Origin of the sequence: Bacillus sp. FSL W7-1085 (assembly GCF_038595035.1) — a bacterium.
Lineage (GTDB): Bacteria > Bacillota > Bacilli > Bacillales > Bacillaceae > Bacillus > Bacillus altitudinis.
Genome location: NZ_CP152000.1, coordinates 2,462,155 through 2,481,660, shown reverse-complemented (window position 1 = coordinate 2,481,660; position 19,506 = coordinate 2,462,155). Strand labels below are relative to the sequence as shown.

At 42.2% G+C, this 19,506-nt stretch carries 22 protein-coding genes and 1 riboswitch; of the genes, 16 read left to right on the top strand and 6 right to left on the bottom strand.

Annotation, left to right across the window (positions count from 1 at the left end; genetic code table 11):
- Position 1 precedes the first annotated feature (1 nt).
- A complete protein-coding gene (locus tag MKY11_RS12800) occupies positions 2-1,150 on the bottom strand; it encodes an IscS subfamily cysteine desulfurase (protein WP_047947113.1) in 1,149 nt (382 codons plus the stop codon).
- 92 nt (positions 1,151-1,242) lie between these two features.
- Here MKY11_RS12800 and nadB point away from each other — a divergent pair, with 92 nt between their 5' ends.
- The 5 genes from nadB (at position 1,243) to MKY11_RS12775 (ending at position 6,843) form a co-directional block, all read left to right on the top strand.
- Positions 1,243-2,814, top strand: a complete 1,572-nt coding sequence (gene nadB, locus MKY11_RS12795; protein WP_342501465.1) for an L-aspartate oxidase — start codon at positions 1,243-1,245, stop codon at positions 2,812-2,814.
- Complete coding sequence (nadC, locus tag MKY11_RS12790) at positions 2,796-3,659, top strand: carboxylating nicotinate-nucleotide diphosphorylase (RefSeq protein WP_342501464.1); 864 nt, start codon at positions 2,796-2,798, stop codon at positions 3,657-3,659. The genes nadB and nadC overlap by 19 nt, the downstream gene beginning before the upstream one ends.
- A complete protein-coding gene (gene nadA, locus MKY11_RS12785; protein ID WP_274660641.1) occupies positions 3,646-4,755 on the top strand; it encodes a quinolinate synthase NadA in 1,110 nt (369 codons plus the stop codon). The genes nadC and nadA overlap by 14 nt, the downstream gene beginning before the upstream one ends.
- 131 nt (positions 4,756-4,886) lie before the next feature.
- Positions 4,887-6,089 carry a SafA/ExsA family spore coat assembly protein gene (safA, locus tag MKY11_RS12780; RefSeq protein ID WP_326116668.1) on the top strand — a complete coding sequence of 401 codons (1,203 nt, stop codon included), beginning with the start codon at positions 4,887-4,889 and terminating at the stop codon, positions 6,087-6,089.
- Between the two features lie 133 nt (positions 6,090-6,222).
- On the top strand, positions 6,223-6,843 hold the full coding sequence (locus MKY11_RS12775) for a YhcN/YlaJ family sporulation lipoprotein (protein ID WP_017367717.1): 621 nt from the start codon (positions 6,223-6,225) through the stop codon (positions 6,841-6,843).
- Positions 6,844-6,889: 46 nt separating this feature from the next.
- Here MKY11_RS12775 and MKY11_RS12770 read toward each other — a convergent pair whose 3' ends face one another.
- Positions 6,890-7,522, bottom strand: a complete 633-nt coding sequence (locus MKY11_RS12770; RefSeq protein ID WP_041090919.1) for a LysE family transporter — start codon at positions 7,520-7,522, stop codon at positions 6,890-6,892.
- 238 nt (positions 7,523-7,760) lie between these two features.
- Positions 7,761-7,870: riboswitch (TPP riboswitch) on the top strand.
- 126 nt (positions 7,871-7,996) lie between these two features.
- On the opposite strand from MKY11_RS12770, the gene thiC reads away from it, so the two are divergent.
- A complete protein-coding gene (gene thiC, locus MKY11_RS12765; RefSeq protein ID WP_058336774.1) occupies positions 7,997-9,757 on the top strand; it encodes a phosphomethylpyrimidine synthase ThiC in 1,761 nt (586 codons plus the stop codon).
- Positions 9,758-9,788: 31 nt separating this feature from the next.
- Here thiC and MKY11_RS12760 read toward each other — a convergent pair whose 3' ends face one another.
- Entirely contained in the window at positions 9,789-9,938 is a 150-nt protein-coding gene (locus MKY11_RS12760; protein ID WP_281215551.1) for a hypothetical protein, read from the bottom strand.
- A gap of 192 nt (positions 9,939-10,130) precedes the next feature.
- Between MKY11_RS12760 and MKY11_RS12755 the strand changes: the two genes are divergently transcribed.
- On the top strand, positions 10,131-10,313 hold the full coding sequence (locus tag MKY11_RS12755) for a hypothetical protein (RefSeq protein WP_008342761.1): 183 nt from the start codon (positions 10,131-10,133) through the stop codon (positions 10,311-10,313).
- Between the two features lie 32 nt (positions 10,314-10,345).
- Here MKY11_RS12755 and MKY11_RS12750 read toward each other — a convergent pair whose 3' ends face one another.
- On the bottom strand, positions 10,346-10,990 hold the full coding sequence (locus MKY11_RS12750; RefSeq protein ID WP_041506800.1) for a serine/threonine protein kinase: 645 nt from the start codon (positions 10,988-10,990) through the stop codon (positions 10,346-10,348).
- Positions 10,991-11,216: 226 nt separating this feature from the next.
- On the opposite strand from MKY11_RS12750, the gene MKY11_RS12745 reads away from it, so the two are divergent.
- The 7 genes from MKY11_RS12745 to yajC all read left to right on the top strand — a co-directional run bounded on the left by MKY11_RS12745 (position 11,217) and on the right by yajC (position 16,245).
- Positions 11,217-11,729, top strand: coding sequence for an intercompartmental signaling factor BofC (locus tag MKY11_RS12745; RefSeq protein ID WP_342501463.1), 513 nt, complete (start codon positions 11,217-11,219; stop codon positions 11,727-11,729).
- Positions 11,730-11,876: 147 nt separating this feature from the next.
- Positions 11,877-12,482 (top strand): Holliday junction branch migration protein RuvA, encoded by a 606-nt coding sequence (gene ruvA / locus MKY11_RS12740; protein WP_047947106.1) that lies wholly within the window; start codon positions 11,877-11,879, stop codon positions 12,480-12,482.
- An 11-nt stretch (positions 12,483-12,493) separates the two neighbouring features.
- Positions 12,494-13,498 carry a Holliday junction branch migration DNA helicase RuvB gene (gene ruvB, locus MKY11_RS12735; RefSeq protein WP_007501501.1) on the top strand — a complete coding sequence of 335 codons (1,005 nt, stop codon included), beginning with the start codon at positions 12,494-12,496 and terminating at the stop codon, positions 13,496-13,498.
- Positions 13,491-13,691, top strand: coding sequence for a DUF2905 domain-containing protein (locus MKY11_RS12730; RefSeq protein WP_008342752.1), 201 nt, complete (start codon positions 13,491-13,493; stop codon positions 13,689-13,691). The genes ruvB and MKY11_RS12730 overlap by 8 nt, the downstream gene beginning before the upstream one ends.
- A gap of 34 nt (positions 13,692-13,725) precedes the next feature.
- Positions 13,726-14,754, top strand: a complete 1,029-nt coding sequence (gene queA / locus MKY11_RS12725; RefSeq protein ID WP_039167059.1) for a tRNA preQ1(34) S-adenosylmethionine ribosyltransferase-isomerase QueA — start codon at positions 13,726-13,728, stop codon at positions 14,752-14,754.
- A gap of 31 nt (positions 14,755-14,785) precedes the next feature.
- A complete protein-coding gene (gene tgt, locus MKY11_RS12720) occupies positions 14,786-15,931 on the top strand; it encodes a tRNA guanosine(34) transglycosylase Tgt (protein WP_008342748.1) in 1,146 nt (381 codons plus the stop codon).
- Between the two features lie 47 nt (positions 15,932-15,978).
- Entirely contained in the window at positions 15,979-16,245 is a 267-nt protein-coding gene (gene yajC, locus MKY11_RS12715) for a preprotein translocase subunit YajC (protein WP_003216659.1), read from the top strand.
- A gap of 49 nt (positions 16,246-16,294) precedes the next feature.
- Here the strand turns inward: yajC and MKY11_RS12710 are convergent, their stop codons facing one another.
- The gene (locus MKY11_RS12710; protein ID WP_007501492.1) at positions 16,295-16,672 is read right to left on the bottom strand and encodes a TIGR04086 family membrane protein; all 378 of its coding nucleotides are present in this window, start codon (positions 16,670-16,672) and stop codon (positions 16,295-16,297) included.
- Positions 16,673-16,837: 165 nt separating this feature from the next.
- On the opposite strand from MKY11_RS12710, the gene MKY11_RS12705 reads away from it, so the two are divergent.
- Entirely contained in the window at positions 16,838-17,500 is a 663-nt protein-coding gene (locus tag MKY11_RS12705; RefSeq protein ID WP_024718383.1) for a DUF421 domain-containing protein, read from the top strand.
- 1 nt (position 17,501) lies between these two features.
- Here the strand turns inward: MKY11_RS12705 and spoVB are convergent, their stop codons facing one another.
- On the bottom strand, positions 17,502-19,052 hold the full coding sequence (spoVB, locus tag MKY11_RS12700; RefSeq protein WP_342501462.1) for a stage V sporulation protein B: 1,551 nt from the start codon (positions 19,050-19,052) through the stop codon (positions 17,502-17,504).
- Between the two features lie 116 nt (positions 19,053-19,168).
- Here spoVB and MKY11_RS12695 point away from each other — a divergent pair, with 116 nt between their 5' ends.
- Complete coding sequence (locus MKY11_RS12695; RefSeq protein ID WP_003216788.1) at positions 19,169-19,465, top strand: post-transcriptional regulator; 297 nt, start codon at positions 19,169-19,171, stop codon at positions 19,463-19,465.
- The last annotated feature ends 41 nt before the right edge of the window (positions 19,466-19,506 follow it).

Below are 19,506 nucleotides of genomic sequence, written 5' to 3'. Positions count from 1 at the left end.
TTTATGCTCCTTTCTTCTCCTTTTGCAAGCGCTCAAATGTATGCAAAAGCTGATCGATGTCATCCTTTGATGATCCTCGTCCAAATGATAGTCGAATGAATTGAAGGGCATCACGATCTGATACATGTAATGCCTTTACAGCAGGGGAAGGGTGATGATAACCAGAAGCGCATGCACTTCCAGTAGATATACAAATTCCCTGCCGATTACAAGCTAACATTACATATTGTCCTTCAAACCCTTCAAAAAAACAACCAATAATATGAGGGAGCGTGCGGCGCTGGTCATTTTCTTGCAGCATGCGGACAGGCAGCTGCCTTTTTTTTAGCTGCTGAAGAAAATAATCACGAAGCTGAATATCCAGCTGCTGCTGATGCTCTATTTTCAGCATGATTTGCTCGCTCGCGGCAACAAAAGCACCGATACATGGAACGTTCACTGTCCCTGGGCGTAGACCATTTTCCTGTACAGTATGTTGATATATAGGCTTCCAAGGGACATGTGCTCCCATATAGACAGCACCGGCGCCCTTAGGTGCATACACTTTATGACTCGAAATGGAGAGGGCATCAACCCCAAGTTCTTTAATCGACACATGCATTTTTCCGAATGTCTGCACTGCATCTGTATGAAAAAGAATATCTCTTTCTTTTAAGAGCGTCGCTAATTCAGCTAATGGCTGAATAATCCCAGTTTCTGAGTTGGCATGCTGGATGGATACTAGTCCGGTTTCAGGCAATAGAGCCTGTTTGAGAATCTCCTTTGTGATAATTCCTTCTTGATTCGGGTCTATGACCGTCACCTTCACACCGAGACGCTTCAAGGCATTGACCGCATGATGAACGGAAGGGTGCTCTACTGATGTGGTAATGACATGCTGTTTATGTGGAGGTAGCCCATTTATGATCGATTGAATCGCAAGGATATTGGATTCAGTTCCGCCACTTGTAAAGTAAATGCCATCAGGTTCGCCCTCTAGAATCGCTGCAAGTGATTGTCTGCTGTAAGACAAGATTTCATTTGCTCTTCCTCCTGCATCATGCAGGCTGCTCGCATTTCCGTAACATTCTTTGCTCAACTGCTGAAATACATGCAGTGATTCCTCAGAAACAGGTGTAGAAGCTGCATAATCTAAATAAATCAAATCCATCCATCTCCTGTGTGAAAATTTTTTCTTGTATTTATTGTAGTGTTGTGTAATGATATGTGTCAAGACAGGTGTAAATGACAGGAGGGGCAATTGTGTCATCTATTAAAAAAGTCATTGTGGTGGGGTCGGGCATTGCGGCTCTTTCCTTTGTGAATACGATCTCAGAGAACTGCCAAGTCATCATGATGACAAAAAAACAATTTTCCTCTAGTAATTCCATGCTCGCACAAGGGGGAATCGCTGCAGCCTTTTCCGCACATGATTCTGTCGATCAGCATGTGCAAGACACTTTAGCTGCGGGGTGTGGTCACAATGATGACAAAACTGTACAGGAGATCGTCCGTCATGGAAAAGATCTTGTAAAGAAGCTCGTAGAAGAGGGCTGCCCATTTGATCGAGATGAAACGGGAATCCCGCAGTTAGGTAAAGAGGGAGCCCATACGACCCATCGTATTCTGCATGCAGGAGGAGATCAAACGGGAAAAACCCTCGTGCAGTTTTTGAAAGGGAAGCTCGGCTCACACATTCATGTATACGAAAATCATCATGTCATGGATCTATTGGTTCATGAAGGGATATGTACCGGTGTTGTGTGGAAAGACGAAAAAGGTCATGTACATACAATGACCGCAGATGCAGTTGTATTATCCACTGGCGGCTGTGGATCCTTATATGAGACAAACACAAATGATCCGTCTGTGACAGGAGATGGTCTGATGATGGCCTATCGCGCAGGGGCACAGCTAGTAGATCTCGAATTTGTGCAATTCCATCCGACCCTTTTGACCACTTCAGGTAAAGCGATCGGGCTCGTATCAGAGGCAGTCAGGGGAGAGGGCGCCTATTTAGAAGATGAATCAGGCAGGCGGATCATGAAAGGAATCCACCCACAGAGCGATTTAGCGCCTAGAGATGTGGTGGCAAGGACCATTTTCCATGAGCAGCAACTCGGTCATTCCATTTATCTGAACATCCGTGATATTCCGCATTTTTCTGCACGTTTTCCTGCGATTGCTTCGATGTGTCAGCGTGCGGGAGTTGATATGGCAAGCGGAAGGCTGCCAGTTTCACCCGGTATGCACTTTTTAATGGGTGGAATTAAGGTGAATGAACATGGAGAAACAACTGTTCCATCACTTTTTGCCATTGGTGAAGCAGCTTGTACAGGTTTACACGGCGCCAATCGACTTGCAAGTAATTCGCTCTTAGAAGGTCTCGTTTTAGGAAACAAGGCGGCACGGTATGTTGAGCGGTTGCAAGCCCATCAAGATAAAAACCCTGCTCTTTCCATTCAAGAAGTATGGTCTGTCCCAACGGTGTCACAGGCTCAGCTCAGAAAATGGATGACAGCATATGCCGCAATTGTGAGAGATGAGAAAGGCTTACAGACTTTGCTCGATCATTTAGAACAAGTCTCTTTTCAGCAAATTAATGTGAAGAATATCACAAATGAACAGATCGAAATAACTAATCAATGGGCTTTAGCCATATGCCTTGTCCAATCTGCATTACTCCGAACAGAAAGCAGGGGCGGTCATTATCGCACCGATTATCCAAATCGGCACGATGCTTCGTGGCGAGCAAAACAGATTGTACATGAACAGGGCCATATTTATATCGTAAAAAATGAAAGGATTGGTGCCAAATGGAACGTTTACAGTTAAAGCAAATGCTCACTCATTTTTTAAAAGAAGATATTGGGTTTGGAGATGTATCCGCTGATGCCATCTTTGGAGACAAGAAAGGAACAGCTTACATCATGGCGAAACAATCAGGCGTATTGGCCGGGACGCAAGTCATTGATATGGGATACAAACTGCTGAATGAACAAGTTCAAACTGAGCTGTTTTTCCAGGAAGGTGATTGGATTCAGGAAGGGGCTGTACTGGCACAAATAACTGGCCCCGTCAACGACTTGCTGAAAGGGGAGCGGGTGGTGTTGAATATCCTGCAAAGAATGACAGGGATTGCTACACTAACGCATGAAGCAGTAGAGCGATTAGCTGATCCATCTATTACGATTTGTGATACGAGAAAGACGACACCCGGTTTGCGCATGCTGGAGAAGTACGCAGTAAAAGTCGGAGGTGGAAAGAATCATCGTTTCAGCTTATCCGATGGGGTGATGATTAAAGATAATCATATTGCGGCTTGTGGTTCTATCAGGGAAGCTGTGGAGAAAGCAAGAGCATACGCCGGTCATATGGTGAAAATTGAAGTGGAAATTGAATCAGAAGCACAGCTGATGGAAGCCATTGATGCCAAAGCAGATGTCATCATGTTTGACAACTGCTCTCCAGACGAAGTGAAGCGCTTTAAACAAATGACCCCTGAAACCATATTGACAGAGGCATCTGGCGGCATCACGTTAGAGAATGTGGCTAACTACCGGGGGACAGGTGTAGACCTTATTTCACTTGGATTTCTCACACATTCTGCTCCATCATTCGATTTTAGTATGAATATGGAATTCAGCCATAAAGGGGGAACGACTCATGTCCATGCTTGATGTGTTAGCAGCGCAGCATACAGCCATGATGCCAGATGAATATAAACGGCGCTCTTATGATGAAATGAAAGAGAGAGTATTAGAGATTAAACGCGCCTTTGGATCAAAGCTTTTTATACCGGGTCATCATTATCAAAAAGATGAAGTCATCCAATTTGCTGATGTGACAGGTGATTCATTGCAGCTTGCACAAATTGCTGCTGACAATCACGAAGCAGAATACATTGTATTTTGCGGGGTTCATTTTATGGCAGAAACGGCCGATATGCTATCAAAAAAGAATCAGCACGTCTTTTTGCCAGATATGAGAGCAGGTTGTTCAATGGCAGATATGGCGAATATGAAACAAACAGACAGGGCGTGGGATAAGCTCACTGAGCTGTTTGGAGATACGATCCTTCCACTGACGTATGTAAACTCAACGGCTGATATTAAAGCATTTGTCGGCAAACATGGCGGATCGACTGTCACATCTTCAAACGCTAAAAAAGTATTGGAGTGGGCGCTGACCCAAAAAGAGCGGATTCTTTTTCTTCCTGATCAGCATTTAGGGCGTAACACGGCCTATGATTTAGGGATTCCGCTAGAGGAAATGGCTGTCTGGGATCAAATAGAAGAAAAGCTCATCACCGACCAACCGCTTCATCGAATCAAAATGATTTTATGGAAAGGTCATTGCTCTGTTCATGAGAAATTTACCATTGAGAATATTGAACAAACGAGAAAACGAGACCGTGACATACAGATTCTTGTTCATCCAGAGTGTACACATGAAGTCGTAAAGGCTTCTGATCTAGCTGGTTCAACGAAATTTATTATTGATACGATCAAGCAGGCACCAGCAGGAAGCAAGTGGGCCATTGGAACAGAAATGAATTTAGTGAAACGCATCATTGACCAGCACCCTGACAAACAAATCGAATCCCTCAATCCAGATATGTGTCCATGTTTGACAATGAACCGTATTGATCTGCCTCATCTACTATGGTCACTTGAAAGCATTGAAAAAGGGGAGCCGGTCGGTTTGATTCAAGTGGATGAAGAGACGACAAAAGAGGCATTGCTCGCTTTAAATAAGATGCTCACCATTAAATAATGAAGTGTCCCCTCCTATCAGAAAACAAGTTTTTATCATATCGGCTTGTAAATAGGCATAAATTTATGTTGAAACATATTGTACTTCTGACATAACCGCTACGTTCACGTTTTGCATAGGAGGGGAAAACGTTGAAAATTCATATTGTGCAAAAAGGAGACTCCCTTTGGAAAATTTCAAAGAAGTACGGAGTCGACTTTCAAGAATTGAAAAAATTAAATTCGCAGCTCAGTAATCCAGATTTGATCATGCCAGGAATGAAAATCAAAATTCCATCTAGTGGTGTTCCTGTGAAAACCGATCATCACAAAGCAAAAGAAATGCCAAAAGCAAAAGAACACCCGTATGTAAAAGAAAAGCCAAAGGATGTCGTGCAAGTTCAAGATACGAAGCCGAAGGAAAAGCCGAATGAACCGGTACCTTATGTGCCACCAGTACCAAAGATTGAACAGCCAGTTTTTCCACAAGTTGATGTAAACTATTATCAGACGAATCTCTACCAGCCATTCACGCCTCCTCCCAAAAAAGAACATCATGAGAAAAAAGATCACGTTCATGAAAAGAAAGATCATGTTCATGAGAAAAAGGATCATAAAGATCACAAGGACCATTTTCATCATGAAAATAAGGATCATTTCAAAGATGAAGTGGCAAAGGGATATGATCCATTCATTCATATCCCACATCAAAAAGAGGAGGGAAAAGATATGGAACATAGTAATTACCCAAACCTTCCTAATTTCCCGCAAATGCCGAATGTTGGAGGGGCAGCAGTAGGGGGCATGGCTGAAAATAAAGAGCATCACCACCATCATCAAGAGTCATATGATCCTTATTATGGTTATGGTCATTACATGCCAGCAATGTATCCATATCCGCAGCAAATGGTACCCGCTTCTCCTATTTTACCGGGATCAGGCCTTTGTTATCCGGTACAGCCGTATTATCACCATCACATGATGCCGTATCCTTACCCGGCGGCTCAGCCTTATTATCCTGCGTATCAAGCACCGGCTTATTACGGTGAACATCATGAGCATCATGCAAACGATGGGCATCACTGGCACCACCATATGCATCCAAATGCAGGCGCAAATGCAAATGCAAATGCCAATGCCAATCAAGGCTTTTATCCAAACGCTCCAAATGAAGCATATGGCAAGGAAGACTGCGGATGCGATGATGGTATGAAGCATCATCAACCATGGCCTGGACATTATCCAAACCCTGTTCCATATGGTCAAATGGGTGCTTATCCAGCTCAGCCTTATATGCAGCAGCCTTATCAAAACCCATCTGTTTTTGCAAGACCAGAAGAAGACGAAGAAGATTAATGACACAAGGGACGATCTCAATCGTTCCTTTTTTTGTTTATAACTGACAGCTTGTTTTTGTCCTCAACTGTACATGCTAAAACAGAGCCTGTTTTGCGCTCATGAGATTCAATTTGTACAGGGGGTTTTTCGTTTGAGACAAAAATGGCAAAAAACAATCGCCTTAGTGCTTCTACCTATTGGATTAACGGCATGTGGTACAAATAACAATGCGGGTGTAGATACACGTCATAATCAATCAGGCCAGCCAGTTGGATACCACTCCAATCAACAGGCAACAGACAACAATCAAGATCATCAAGGACCGGTTTCTGAGCTTATGGAGGGAATGAACGGAAGAAATACAACAAATGTTGATTATCGTTCACGCCCTACACAGGATCAAGTGAGAATGCCACTTACTGGTGGAGATGGACGCTACAGTCATGGAGATATGAACTATCATAACCAAATGTCGTTCTCTGGCTACGATAAACAAGAGAACATCCAGCGTTCAAGAAAAATCGCTAACCGAGTGAACAAAATGAACCATGTGACAGACTCACAAGTTATGGTGACGGATGAAAATGTGTATATTGCTCTTAAAACAGATGGGCGCTTGACATCAGAGGGTGTATCACAAGTAGAAGAAGCAGCGACTCGTTATGCAGATGGTAGAGCTGTCCAAGTCATTAAAGACGAAGGCGCATTTACACGCTTCAGAGATATGAGAAAAACGCAATTTGAAACAGGTCAGACAGGCATGACCCGATAAGCTGGAATAAAAAAGGCTAAAGTTCATGACGAACTTTAGCCTTTCTTTAAAAATAAACTTTGATCCCGATATAAAATTCATAAAAGAAATAACAGCCAAATCCAAGTAATAAAATACCGGCAATAATGGATGTCCACTTAATCATTGTTCGGTTCATCACTTTTCTTGTTAGGGAAACAATCGTGAGAAGACCGATGTCATGAAGAAGAATCCCTGCCAAAATACCCGTAGCAGCCAATATAAATTCAGATGAATTTGTATTTTTATAAGCATCTGCCAGTACAGCACCAAACACAGATACCCAGAACACAAGGTTTCCAGGGGATACTGCGACGAGCAGCCCATTTCGGTATGTTTTAGCGAATGATTTATTCACTTTTTCTCCTGCTAAATGGATGTCTTGATCCGCATTTTTAATCGAATCGTAGGCAAGAATCATTAAAAAGATGGCACCGATCAGCCAGAGCGGAATTTGGATAAAGGGCAAAGATAAAAATTGAGCAAATCCAGCATATAAAGCCAAGATGAGTAATATATCGATGGTCATACCACCAGCGCCTACAGTTAATCCATGAAAGAATCCGTTTTTTAATCCCTGCTTTGTCATTTCAACCGTGATCGCTCCAACAGGTAGAGCAATTGAGAATCCAACGACGATAAATGTAAGAAATGTTTGCAATCGACTAGAACTTCCTTTGAATCATGTTTGTATAAAAATTCTCCGTTTAGATTAATTATACATAATAGGAGAAAAGGATCAATGATTATTTCTGATTTAATCGAAATGAGAGAGATAGATCGTGTATAGAAAGATGTATATCGTGAAGATCATGTATTCATTGTAGGGGAAAGGAACTATTTTCCTGAAACTTCTTTTTTTCATTTCTCAGCTATGCTACACTGTTGTGGAAATCAATATAAGTGACTAGGGGTGCCCGGAAATGCGGGCTGAGAGAGAAGACAAGCTTCTTAACCCTTTGGACCTGATCTGGCTCGTACCAGCGTGGGGAAGTTGAAGATGATACATGTGCCATATGAATGGCATACATGTTTTTTTCTGACGACGAAACCAGGTTCTTTACATAGAATCTGGTTTTTTGCTGGTGCTGATTCCATCCTGACCGGTCACACGAAAAGAAGGAGAGAACAGCAAATGAATGAAAAGACAAATGTTCCATCAACGCAATCTTTATTATCAAATTTTGAAGGCAGTCGAAAGGTATATGAACAAGGTTCAAGACCTGACATTTTGGTGCCAAAAAGAGAAATCGTGCTCACAAATACAGTGACACAAGCAGGTGATATCCAAAATGAACCGATTCGTGTGTACGATACAAGTGGACCGTATACAGATGAGGAGGCTCATATTGATGTCACAAAGGGATTAAAGCGTCTGAGATCAAAATGGATTAAAGAAAGAGAAGATACTGAAAGCTATGAAGGGCGTCAAGTAAAGCCAGAAGATAATGGATATCGCTTGAATGGGAAAGAATCCTTTCAAGCTGCCCATACAGATTTTCATCATGTGCCGCTCCGCGGGAAACAAGGTGCTTGTGTGACGCAAATGCATTATGCAAAAAAGGGGATCATTACGCCTGAAATGGAGTTTATCGCTTTGAGAGAACAGCTAAGTCCTGAGTTTGTTAGAGAGGAAGTGGCTAGTGGAAGAGCGGTCATTCCAGCGAATATCAACCATCCTGAAAGTGAGCCGATGATCATCGGGAAGAATTTTCACGTGAAAATTAATGCGAATATTGGCAATTCAGCTGTGACGTCGTCCATTGAAGAAGAGGTGGAGAAGATGACATGGGCAATTAGATGGGGGGCAGATACGATGATGGACCTGTCTACAGGAAAGGATATTCATACAACGAGAGAATGGATTATCCGCAATTGCCCAGTCCCAGTAGGAACTGTCCCGATTTATCAGGCACTTGAAAAAGTGAATGGAATCGCAGAAAATTTGACGTGGGAAGTATACCGAGACACATTAATTGAACAGGCAGAGCAAGGGGTTGACTACTTCACCATTCATGCGGGCGTCCTGTTAAGGTATATTCCGCTCACAGTCGACCGGGTCACAGGAATTGTTTCAAGAGGCGGAGCCATTATGGCAAGATGGTGTCTCGCTCATCATCAAGAGAACTTTCTGTATACCCATTTTGAAGAAATTTGTGAAATCATGAAAACGTATGACATTGCCTTTTCGCTTGGGGACGGGCTCAGACCGGGATCCATTGCGGACGCAAATGACGAAGCGCAGTTTGCAGAGCTGGAAACGTTAGGGGAATTGACAGAGATCGCTTGGAAACATGATGTACAGGTCATGATTGAAGGACCTGGTCATGTTCCAATGGATAAAATCAAAGAGAATGTCGATAAGCAGATGGAGATATGCAAAGAGGCACCTTTTTATACGTTAGGTCCTCTAACAACAGATATTGCACCGGGATATGATCATATTACATCCGCGATCGGTGCGGCGATGATTGGCTGGTACGGAACCGCCATGCTGTGCTATGTGACACCAAAAGAGCATTTAGGTCTGCCGAACAAAGAAGATGTAAGAGAAGGCGTCATCGCCTATAAAATTGCCGCACATGCAGCTGATGTAGCAAAAGGACATCCTGCTGCTCAAAAGCGTGATGATGCCTTATCGAAAGCGAGATTTGAATTCAGATGGCGGGATCAATTTCACCTGTCACTTGACCCAGAACGAGCGCTGGCATTCCATGATGAAACATTGCCTGCTGAAGGTGCTAAAACCGCTCATTTCTGTTCCATGTGTGGACCAAAGTTTTGCAGTATGAAAATTTCCCATGACATCCGCAACCAATCAGAAGAAGTGAAAAGAGAGATGGAGAAGAAGGCAAAAGAGTTTATCAATCAAGGTAGCCAAATCTATCAATCCTAAAAAAAACCTCGCACTCCTCTAGTGCGGGGTTTTATAAAACGGCTGAAATGGCTTTTCTCACGAGGTGGAAAAATGCTCTTACTGCAATCGCCATCGTTTCAACACTTGGGATGAGGGCATCTGTTAAATGAAACAGGACTGTTTGTCTCTCTGGAGATGTTCGTTTTTTCTTTTGTTTCATAAAGGTAGCCTCCTTTTCATTCAATATACATCTTTTGAACAGTATATAGATAGATATGTTGTGCGAATTTAAACAAAATTTAAACTTCTTGTGTTTAGAAGGAAAGAAGCAGGGGAAACGGATTGAATAGAGAATGAATGAAAAGAGCTGACCGATTCGGTTAGTGAACAAGACAGAGTGGAAGGTGATCTTATGATGAAAGTATTTAAGGTAACATTTCATATGAACAATGGGGAAGTGCTCGATTTCGAGCTGAAACGTCCAGCTACCTATGATGTGTATAAAAAAATTGAGGAAGCCAATCATTGGTTTAAGCTGAATAATGAAATCATTAACCTATTAAATGTGAATAGTATCCATGTAGAAACAGAATAAAACAGAAAGCCGCTCAAAGAGAGCGGCTTTCATTATGCAGTAAAATCATTTCGGTTGTTCAGCTGACCTCGAGACAGCCAGTTTTTCTTATACAAATAGGCAATCACTTCAAGCCATAGACGCGGCGCTTTTTTAGGGAAAAAAGGTTTTTGATAATAGGTGTATGCAGCTTTTAAATCATCCCATTGATGACATGTTTTCGTTTGCGTGAAGCGGGCGACGTCAATGACCCTGACGCGGCCATCCTTTGTTAAAATTAAATTTCGCAGATGAATATCAGAAGGATTCAAACCTTTCGCGCGTGCTTCTTCCAATGCATCATCTACTTGTTCAATCATTTGTTTTTTGATCGGAATGCCTTTTGTTAGGCATTCATAGAAAGTATAACCTTTAATATATTCCATTAAAATATACTGATCCCCAGACTCGTAAATCTCAGGATAGTAGGAGGAGCCGGAAAGTTTTTCATAAATTGCAGCCTCTTTGCGGGCGATATTTCGATAAGAAGGAAAAAAGACTTTTAACGCCATTTTCTTGCCGTCTTTTTTGTATGAAAATACATAGGCACTTCTTCCTTTGCCGCACAGCTCAAGCTCAGCCGGTTTAAAGACGAGCTTATTAAAACGCTTTTCTTCTTGATACTGAATCGATTCGGCTAATCTTTTGACATCTGACATTGACTTCACCTTCTTTGGTTTCAGTTTATGCGGCTGAAAAACGAATGATGAAAAAACCATGTAATTCGGTAGAGCAATGGATTGTATAAAACATAACATTTACGCACGAAGGATACAACGAAAGACTCTCAATATGTGTCAAGACATCGATTTGGTTAATGTATAGCAAAATGGGTCAAACTACATATGTCATGCATCGATCTTATGTTCTAAAGAGGTGTAAATAGTGAAAGTGAAAATAAAGTATTTCGTTACAGGACTTATCATGACAAGTGTACTCTTTTTCGCTGTTGATATGGAAGCAGCAGAACACTTGCAAAAAGAGTCAAAAACCATCAACGTTCAGCTTGAAAAGGTCTATCTAGACGGCGATGTAAGTATTGAAAGACAGCGGGCATCATTAGAAGACAAAGACACATTTTGGGCCCATTATAAGGGCTGGACATTGGTAGAACAGCGAGAGGATTTTGCCCTTTTTAGAAAGCAAATTGACGATATATCGCCTTTGAGTAAAGCAAATGGATATATCGGATTATCAGAAGACGGCGTGATTTCTACGTTTCATGGAAGGCCTGACGGGTGGGCGGAGCCTATTCATCTCTTTTTTCAAATTGATACGTCCCGCTTGGAAAGTCATGTAGAGCAGCAGCTTGCACAAGGCATTCCATTTCGAACAAAAGATGAATTTGAGCATGTGCTTGAAGTCATGAAACCTTACCGAAATGAACAATCGTTTTAATCGTATGACAGCTTGCTGGTGTGAAGACCGCAAGCTCTTTTTCATGGGTTGACTATGAAAAAAGGCTGAGCGAACGTATGTTAACTTTTATTACGGTTTTCTCTTCGATTTATGTTACAATGGAGAACAGTCAAAGAGGTGAAAACGGTGATAGAGTTTGTAAAAGGGACCATTGATTATGTGTGCCCGCAATATGTTGTCATTGAAAACGGCGGAGTGGGATATCAAGTCTATACCCCAAATCCGTTTATCTATCGAGTAACAAAACAAGAAACGATTTATACGTATCATTACATAAAGGAAGACGCTTTTTCGTTATATGGATTCCAAACACGAGAAGAAAAAGCGTTGTTCACAAAACTGTTAAATGTCACAGGGATTGGACCGAAGGGTGCGCTTGCGATTCTTGCTTCCGGTGACCCTGGCGCTGTCATTTCAGCGATCGAACGAGAGGATGAAGCTTTCCTCATTAAATTCCCGGGTGTTGGCAAAAAAACAGCACGTCAGATCATTCTAGATCTGAAAGGGAAGCTCGCAGATGTGGTGCCTGAAATGATAGGAAACTTATTTAACCACGAGGATCATATTCAGGTTGAAACACAGCAAAGCGCTTTAGATGAAGCGGTTGAAGCCTTAAGTGTCCTTGGGTATGGTGATCGTGAAATCAAAAAGGTTCTTCCTTTATTAAAAGAAGAGAAGAATCTTACAACCGATCAATATGTGAAAAAAGCTTTACAAAAAATGTTGAAATAGGGTGATGTCTCATGGATGAACGGCTCGTCTCAACTGAAGCAGACAACCATGAATCAGCCATTGAGCAAAGTCTGCGTCCACAGACGCTTAGTCAATATATTGGCCAGCAGAAAGTAAAGGATAATCTCAGCGTATTTATTGAAGCTGCCCGAATGAGGCAGGAAACACTGGATCACGTCCTTTTATATGGACCGCCGGGACTTGGGAAAACAACGCTTGCGTCGATCATTGCCAATGAAATGAATGTTCAGCTGCGTACAACGTCTGGACCGGCGATTGAACGCCCTGGCGATTTGGCGGCGATCTTAACATCTCTTGAACCTGGCGATGTTCTGTTTATTGATGAAATTCATCGCTTGCAGCGTTCAATAGAGGAAGTGCTATATCCAGCGATGGAGGACTTTTGTCTAGATATCGTGATTGGAAAAGGAGATACAGCACGCTCTGTGCGGCTTGATTTACCGCCATTTACGCTTGTAGGTGCTACAACCCGTGTTGGGCTTTTAACAGCGCCGCTTCGTGATAGGTTTGGGGTTCATGCAAGATTGGAATACTATGAGCAAAGAGATTTGGCTCACATTGTAGCAAGAACAGCCGAGCTGTTTGAGATTGGGATCGACATTCGTTCAGCTGAAGAGATTGCAAGAAGATCTAGAGGCACACCGAGGGTCGCCAATCGTCTGCTCAGAAGAGTAAGAGATTTTGCGCAGGTGCTCGGAAATCATGCGATCACACAAGACATTGCAGAAGATGCTCTTGAGCGTCTGCAAGTTGACAGACTCGGACTTGATCATATCGATCATAAGCTGCTTTTAAGTATGATTGAAAAATTTAGAGGCGGTCCTGTTGGACTTGATACGATCTCAGCGACAATTGGAGAAGAATCACATACGATTGAAGATGTGTACGAACCGTATTTACTGCAAATTGGTTTTCTGCAAAGAACACCAAGAGGGCGGGTCGTCACAAGAGAAGCGTATGAACATTTTCATATGGAGGTTCCGATTCGTGACTGAATTCCCTAAAATGTTGATGATTTTAGGTGGTGTCCTTTTTGCCGCAGGTTTAGTGTTTCAATTGGTTGGGAAACTTCCAGGCGATATTTTCGTGAAAAAAGGGAACGTAACGTTCTTTTTTCCTGTGATTACATGCATTGTCATTAGCATCGTCCTAACCATTTTACTCAATGTCTTCGGACGGATGAAATAACGTTAACTAGTTAACTACAGAATAGGTGAAGGAAATGAAGTTAGAATTATTTGATTTTGATTTACCAGAAAGATTGATTGCACAAGTGCCGCTTGAAAAACGAGATGCATCAAGACTGATGGTCTTACATAAACAAACAGGTGACATCACACATGATACATTCTCGCAAATCACAGATTACTTTCAAAAGGGTGATTGTCTCGTTTTAAACAATACACGTGTATTGCCTGCACGTCTGTTTGGAACGAAAGAGGATACGGGTGCTAAAGTGGAGCTGCTTCTTTTGAAACAAGAAGAAGGAGACAAATGGGAAACGCTCGTGAAACCAGCAAAACGTGTGAAAAACGGAACAGTCATTACATTTGGTGATGGACGATTAAAAGCGGTATGTACAGAAGAACTGGAACATGGCGGAAGAAAAGTTGAGTTTCAGTATACAGGCATTTTTTATGAAGTACTTGAATCTTTAGGTGAAATGCCGCTGCCTCCGTACATTAAAGAGCAGCTTGACGATCGTGAGCGTTATCAAACCGTTTATTCCAAAGAGGTTGGTTCGGCTGCTGCGCCTACTGCCGGTCTTCACTTTACAAATGAACTGCTGGATGCACTGAAAGCAAAAGGAGTGCATATTGCGTTTATTACGCTCCATGTAGGGCTTGGCACATTTCGACCGGTCAGTGCTGAACGCATTGAAGAACATGAAATGCACGCAGAGTTTTACGAAATGAATGAAGAAACGGCAGAAGAGCTTAATCGCGTACGCAAAGAAGGCGGGCGGATTATTTCAGTCGGAACAACTTCGACAAGAACGCTTGAAACCATTGCAAGTGCTTATGATGGTGAATTCAAAGCGTCAAGCGGCTGGACGTCGATTTTTATTTATCCAGGCTATACATTTAAGGCAATTGATGGCATGATCACGAATTTCCACTTGCCAAAATCGTCTTTAATTATGCTTGTCAGTGCATTAGCTGGACGAGAACACGTCCTAAAAGCGTACAATGAGGCTGTAAAAGAGGAATATCGATTCTTCAGTTTTGGCGATGCCATGCTGATTCAATAACATCATACAACAAAGACAGGAGGGCTCATTTTTGTCGCAATTACCGATACGTTATGAGTTCATTAAATCATGCAAACAAACAGGTGCACGTCTTGGACGCGTTCATACACCGCACGGCTCCTTTGAAACACCTGTATTTATGCCAGTTGGTACACTGGCTACAGTGAAAACAATGGCGCCTGAAGAGTTAAAAGCGATGGAAGCAGGCATCATTTTAAGCAATACGTATCATCTATGGCTGCGCCCGGGGCATGACATTGTCAAAGAAGCAGGCGGCCTGCACAAATTTATGAACTGGGATCGAGCGATTCTAACAGATTCAGGCGGTTTCCAAGTGTTTTCTTTAAGTGAATTTAGAAAAATTGAAGAGGAAGGCGTTCACTTCCGTAATCACTTAAATGGAGATAAGTTGTTCCTTTCTCCTGAAAAAGCGATGGAGATTCAAAATGCGCTCGGCTCAGATATTATGATGGCATTTGACGAATGTCCTCCGTACCCAGCAGAGTACGATTATATGAAACGTTCTGTAGAGCGGACAAGCAGATGGGCAGAGCGCTGCTTAACAGCGCACCAGCGTCCAGAGGATCAAGGACTGTTTGGCATTGTACAGGGCGGAGAATACGAAGAGCTTCGTAAACAAAGTGCAAAAGATCTTGTTTCACTTGATTTCCCAGGCTATGCCATTGGAGGTTTATCTGTTGGTGAACCAAAAGACGTGATGAACCGAGTGCTGGAGTTCACAACGCCATTTTTACCGGATGACAAGCCGAGGTACTTAATGGGTGTCGGCTCACCAGATTCATTAATTGACGGCGCGATTCGCGGTGTCGATATGTTTGACTGTGTACTGCCAACGCGAATTGCAAGAAATGGTACGCTCATGACAAGTGAAGGACGCCTTGTTGTGAAAAATGCTAAATATGAGCGTGATTTCAGACCAATCGATGAAAACTGTGACTGCTACACATGTAAAAATTACACACGTGCTTATATTAGACATTTGATCCGTACAAATGAGACGTTCGGAATTCGATTAACAACTTATCATAATCTTCATTTTCTGTTAAAATTAATGGAGCAAGTGAGAGAAGCTATCCGTGAGGATCGTTTAGGTGATTTTAGAGAAGAGTTTTTTGAGCGTTATGGCTTTAACAAGCCGAATGCGAAAAACTTTTAACGCATAAACGAAAAGCTTTACAATGCTTTAGAAAGGGGTGAGATAGAATGGATGGTGGTATGGGTTCAATCATTATGATTGTTGTCATGTTTGCTGTGCTTTACTTCTTGTTAATCCGTCCACAGCAAAAGCAACAAAAAGCTGTGCGTCAGATGCAGCAATCTTTATCAAAAGGCGATAAAATCGTCACAATCGGTGGTTTACACGGTGAAATCGACTACATTGATGAATCAAAAGTGGTCATCAAAACAAGCGAAAACAACCGTTTAACTTTCGACCGACGTGCTATTAGAGAATTAGCTGACAAAGGTTAATCCTCCAATACATAGCGATAAAAAAAGAGCGATATCATTCGCTCTTTTTTTATTTGCCCCGAAGATTAACGCCAATCATTCCCCCTAGCATACAAATTCCCAAAAAGGCTGCATGATAGATGAATTGTTCTGGTGAAAAGGTTTCTCCAAACCCTAAATATTGAAATAAAAAAACAGTGAGTGAAAAGATAAAAGAGGTCATGGCGCCAATGAGCCAGCCCCGTTCCTTTGCTTTCCCTCCAGAAATCATTCCTCCTAGAAAAAGTGCCGCAAAGGACAAGATCATGATCATCCATTTAAACGATGATTCCTGCATACTTGTGAAGGTAAGCATCAGTGATACAAGTAAGCTTGTGACAATCATCACGACAAAAATAGCAATTAAGCCAGATAAAATGCCTTTTCCTATTTGTTTCGTTTCCTGCATGTGATTCGTCTCCTCTCCAATTGACCGAAGCTTGTCTTTTACTAAAATGTATTCACGGAGAAGAAAAAATAGACATGTTTCTCGTGATAAAAACCGAGGCTTTCTTTTCTACATAAATAAAGTGTTTTGACACAAGCTATGGTGGAGAAGGAGGGTTTACATCATATGCAGGACATCTTAATTATCTCCATGAGAACAATCATTTTATATTTTCTCATTTGGTTTATCTTTCGTTTAATGGGCAAAAGGGAGATTGGGGAACTGAGTATTTTAGATCTTGTTATTTTTATGATGATCGCTGAAATTGCGGTGCTCGCCATAGAAGAAGTAGAGGATCACATGTTACATACAGTATGGCCGATCCTGCTGTTAACCTTCATTCAAATCACCCTTGCCTATTTGTCACTAAAATTCCAAGGTGTCCGACGTTTTCTCGACGGTAAGCCGGCCCTGCTCATCATCAACGGAAAAATAGATGAGGGTGCGATGAGAAAACAGCGATACAATTTTGATGATTTGCTGATTCAATTAAGAGAAAATAACATCGATAGTATCCAGGATGTCTCATATGCCATCTTGGAGCCTTCAGGAAAGCTCGCCGTTGTTGAAAAAGAAAACAAGCGCAAACATGCAGCGCTTGAGCTCCCGCTTATTGCAGACGGTGTGGTTCAGCATGATCATCTCAAGCAGATCAACCATGATGAACAGTGGCTGATAAAGGAGCTTGCCAAAAGAGGCTATCATGATATCGAGCAAATCTCTTACTGCAGCTTTAATCAGAAGAATTTTTATATTGATTTGAAAGATGAAATTATAAAGAAAAGATGAGCTACAGCAGCTTCCCAATAAACGGGATGCGGCGCAGCTCTTCTCGTTTCACTAGCCCAAGACAGATTAATAGAATGACATACAGCACGCACGTCAAAAAGATCATCATGACAAGCTCTAAAGGTGCGGAAAAGAGTCCGCTCGCTTGATGTTTCATCCATAAGCTGACTGCCCCAGTGCCGATGATCACAAGGACGCAAAGTCCATATTCTTTTAATGGTAAATGAATAGGCAGCACTTTACCGACAGTTGCCGCATGGAGCAACGTGACAAGAACGATGCCAATGAGGATCGCAAGCGCTGCGCCCATAATGCCAAAGCTTGGCTGTGAAGCAAGAACAAAGATCATGCCTGTTTTCACAACAGCTCCTATCAAACTGTTGGTCATCGCTGCCCCCGCTAAATTTAATGCTTGAAGGACAGCCTGCAGCGGCCCTTGAAAGTAATAGAGCAAAAAGAAGGGCGCCATGAATTTTACATAGACAGCGGCATGAGATGACCCATACATGAAGAGGGTTAAATTTTCTGCATACACGAAAAGGATAATACATGAAATGCCCCCGCTTAATAAACAAAGGCGCATCGCCTGCTTGAGCCGGTATTCGACCGTTTTGCGTTTGTTCTGTTCCATCCCCTCACTAATCGCTGGAACTAGTGCGGTGGAGAGAGAATACGTGATAAAACTAGGAAGTGTCAAAAGGGTGAGCGCAAGTCCCGTCAATTCTCCATACTGCCTTGTTGCTTCCACAGCTGCATAACCGGCAATCGCAAGGCTTTGCGCGACTACAATCGGTTCTAAAAACCAAGAGATATTGCCGATGAAACGGCTGCCTGTCGTTGGCAGGGCAATACTCATGAGCTGCTTAAACGTATCCTTCCCATCATGAATTGCCTTGAAAAAACGTTTTCGGATACGGATGGTCTTTTTATAACGAAAGGCAATCAGTAAGTAAGCAAGTGAAATCATTTCCCCGATGACAGATGAAATCATAGCGCCTGCTGCTGCGTATTCAATTCCATAAGGCAGGAACGCTGTTGTACATACTGCCACGAGTGAAATTCTTGCGACCTGTTCTAGTACTTGCGACATCGCAAGCGGGCTCATTTGTTGTCTTCCTTGGAAATAGCCCCTTAACACACTAGAGATCGCAATAACGGGTACGACGGGTGTAATGGCAAGCAGAGGATAGACCGTTCTAGGGTCTGTCAGCATATTTTCCGCCATAATAGGGGCAAACCATAAAAAGAGCGGCGTGAAAATCAGGCTGAGTGTTCCTGTTACCGCAAGGGACATCACTAGAATGCGTTTTGTTTTCTGTTTGTCACCACGGGCTTCTGCTTCTGCGACTAGCTTACTAATAGCAACAGGAAGTCCGAATTGTGTCAGCGTCACGGCGAGAAAAAAGGTAGGCGCTGCCATCATATAAAGCCCTACGCCTTCTTCACCAATGAACCTTGCAATCACAATTCGATTGACAAAACCCAATATTCTTGTAATAAAACCTGCTAAAATTAAAATAATCGTCCCTTTTAAAAACGTTTGCTTCGTCAAATCACAGATCACCTGCCTTCTCAAACGACATAGAATCATATACAATAAGATATGCGTGTATATCGTCCAAGCATGACAAGTCTCTCGATAAAAAACTGAAAAGGGGGAGCCTCACAATGACACAACATCCGGCTGCTATATATAAAGACCATCTAAAGCCTTTTCTGTTCAGTAAGCTTGAAGAATTCATCGTTTTGGGCTATAAAGATGTAGATTTAGAGGAATTATGGTCATACTTAGAGAATAAGAAGTGGAAGAAAAAACAAGAGTATCCAATTCATGAAATGGTTGCAGATATTTTATCTGTGAAAATTGGCGAATTTATGAACTATGCAACCGTTCAGTCGTTCAAAACGTCTGCTTTTTTGGACAGTGAAGATGGCAAGAATATGCTGGATGAACTGTTGAAATAAGCCATCTAAATGGATTCAGGTGTTTAAGGAGGAAATACATA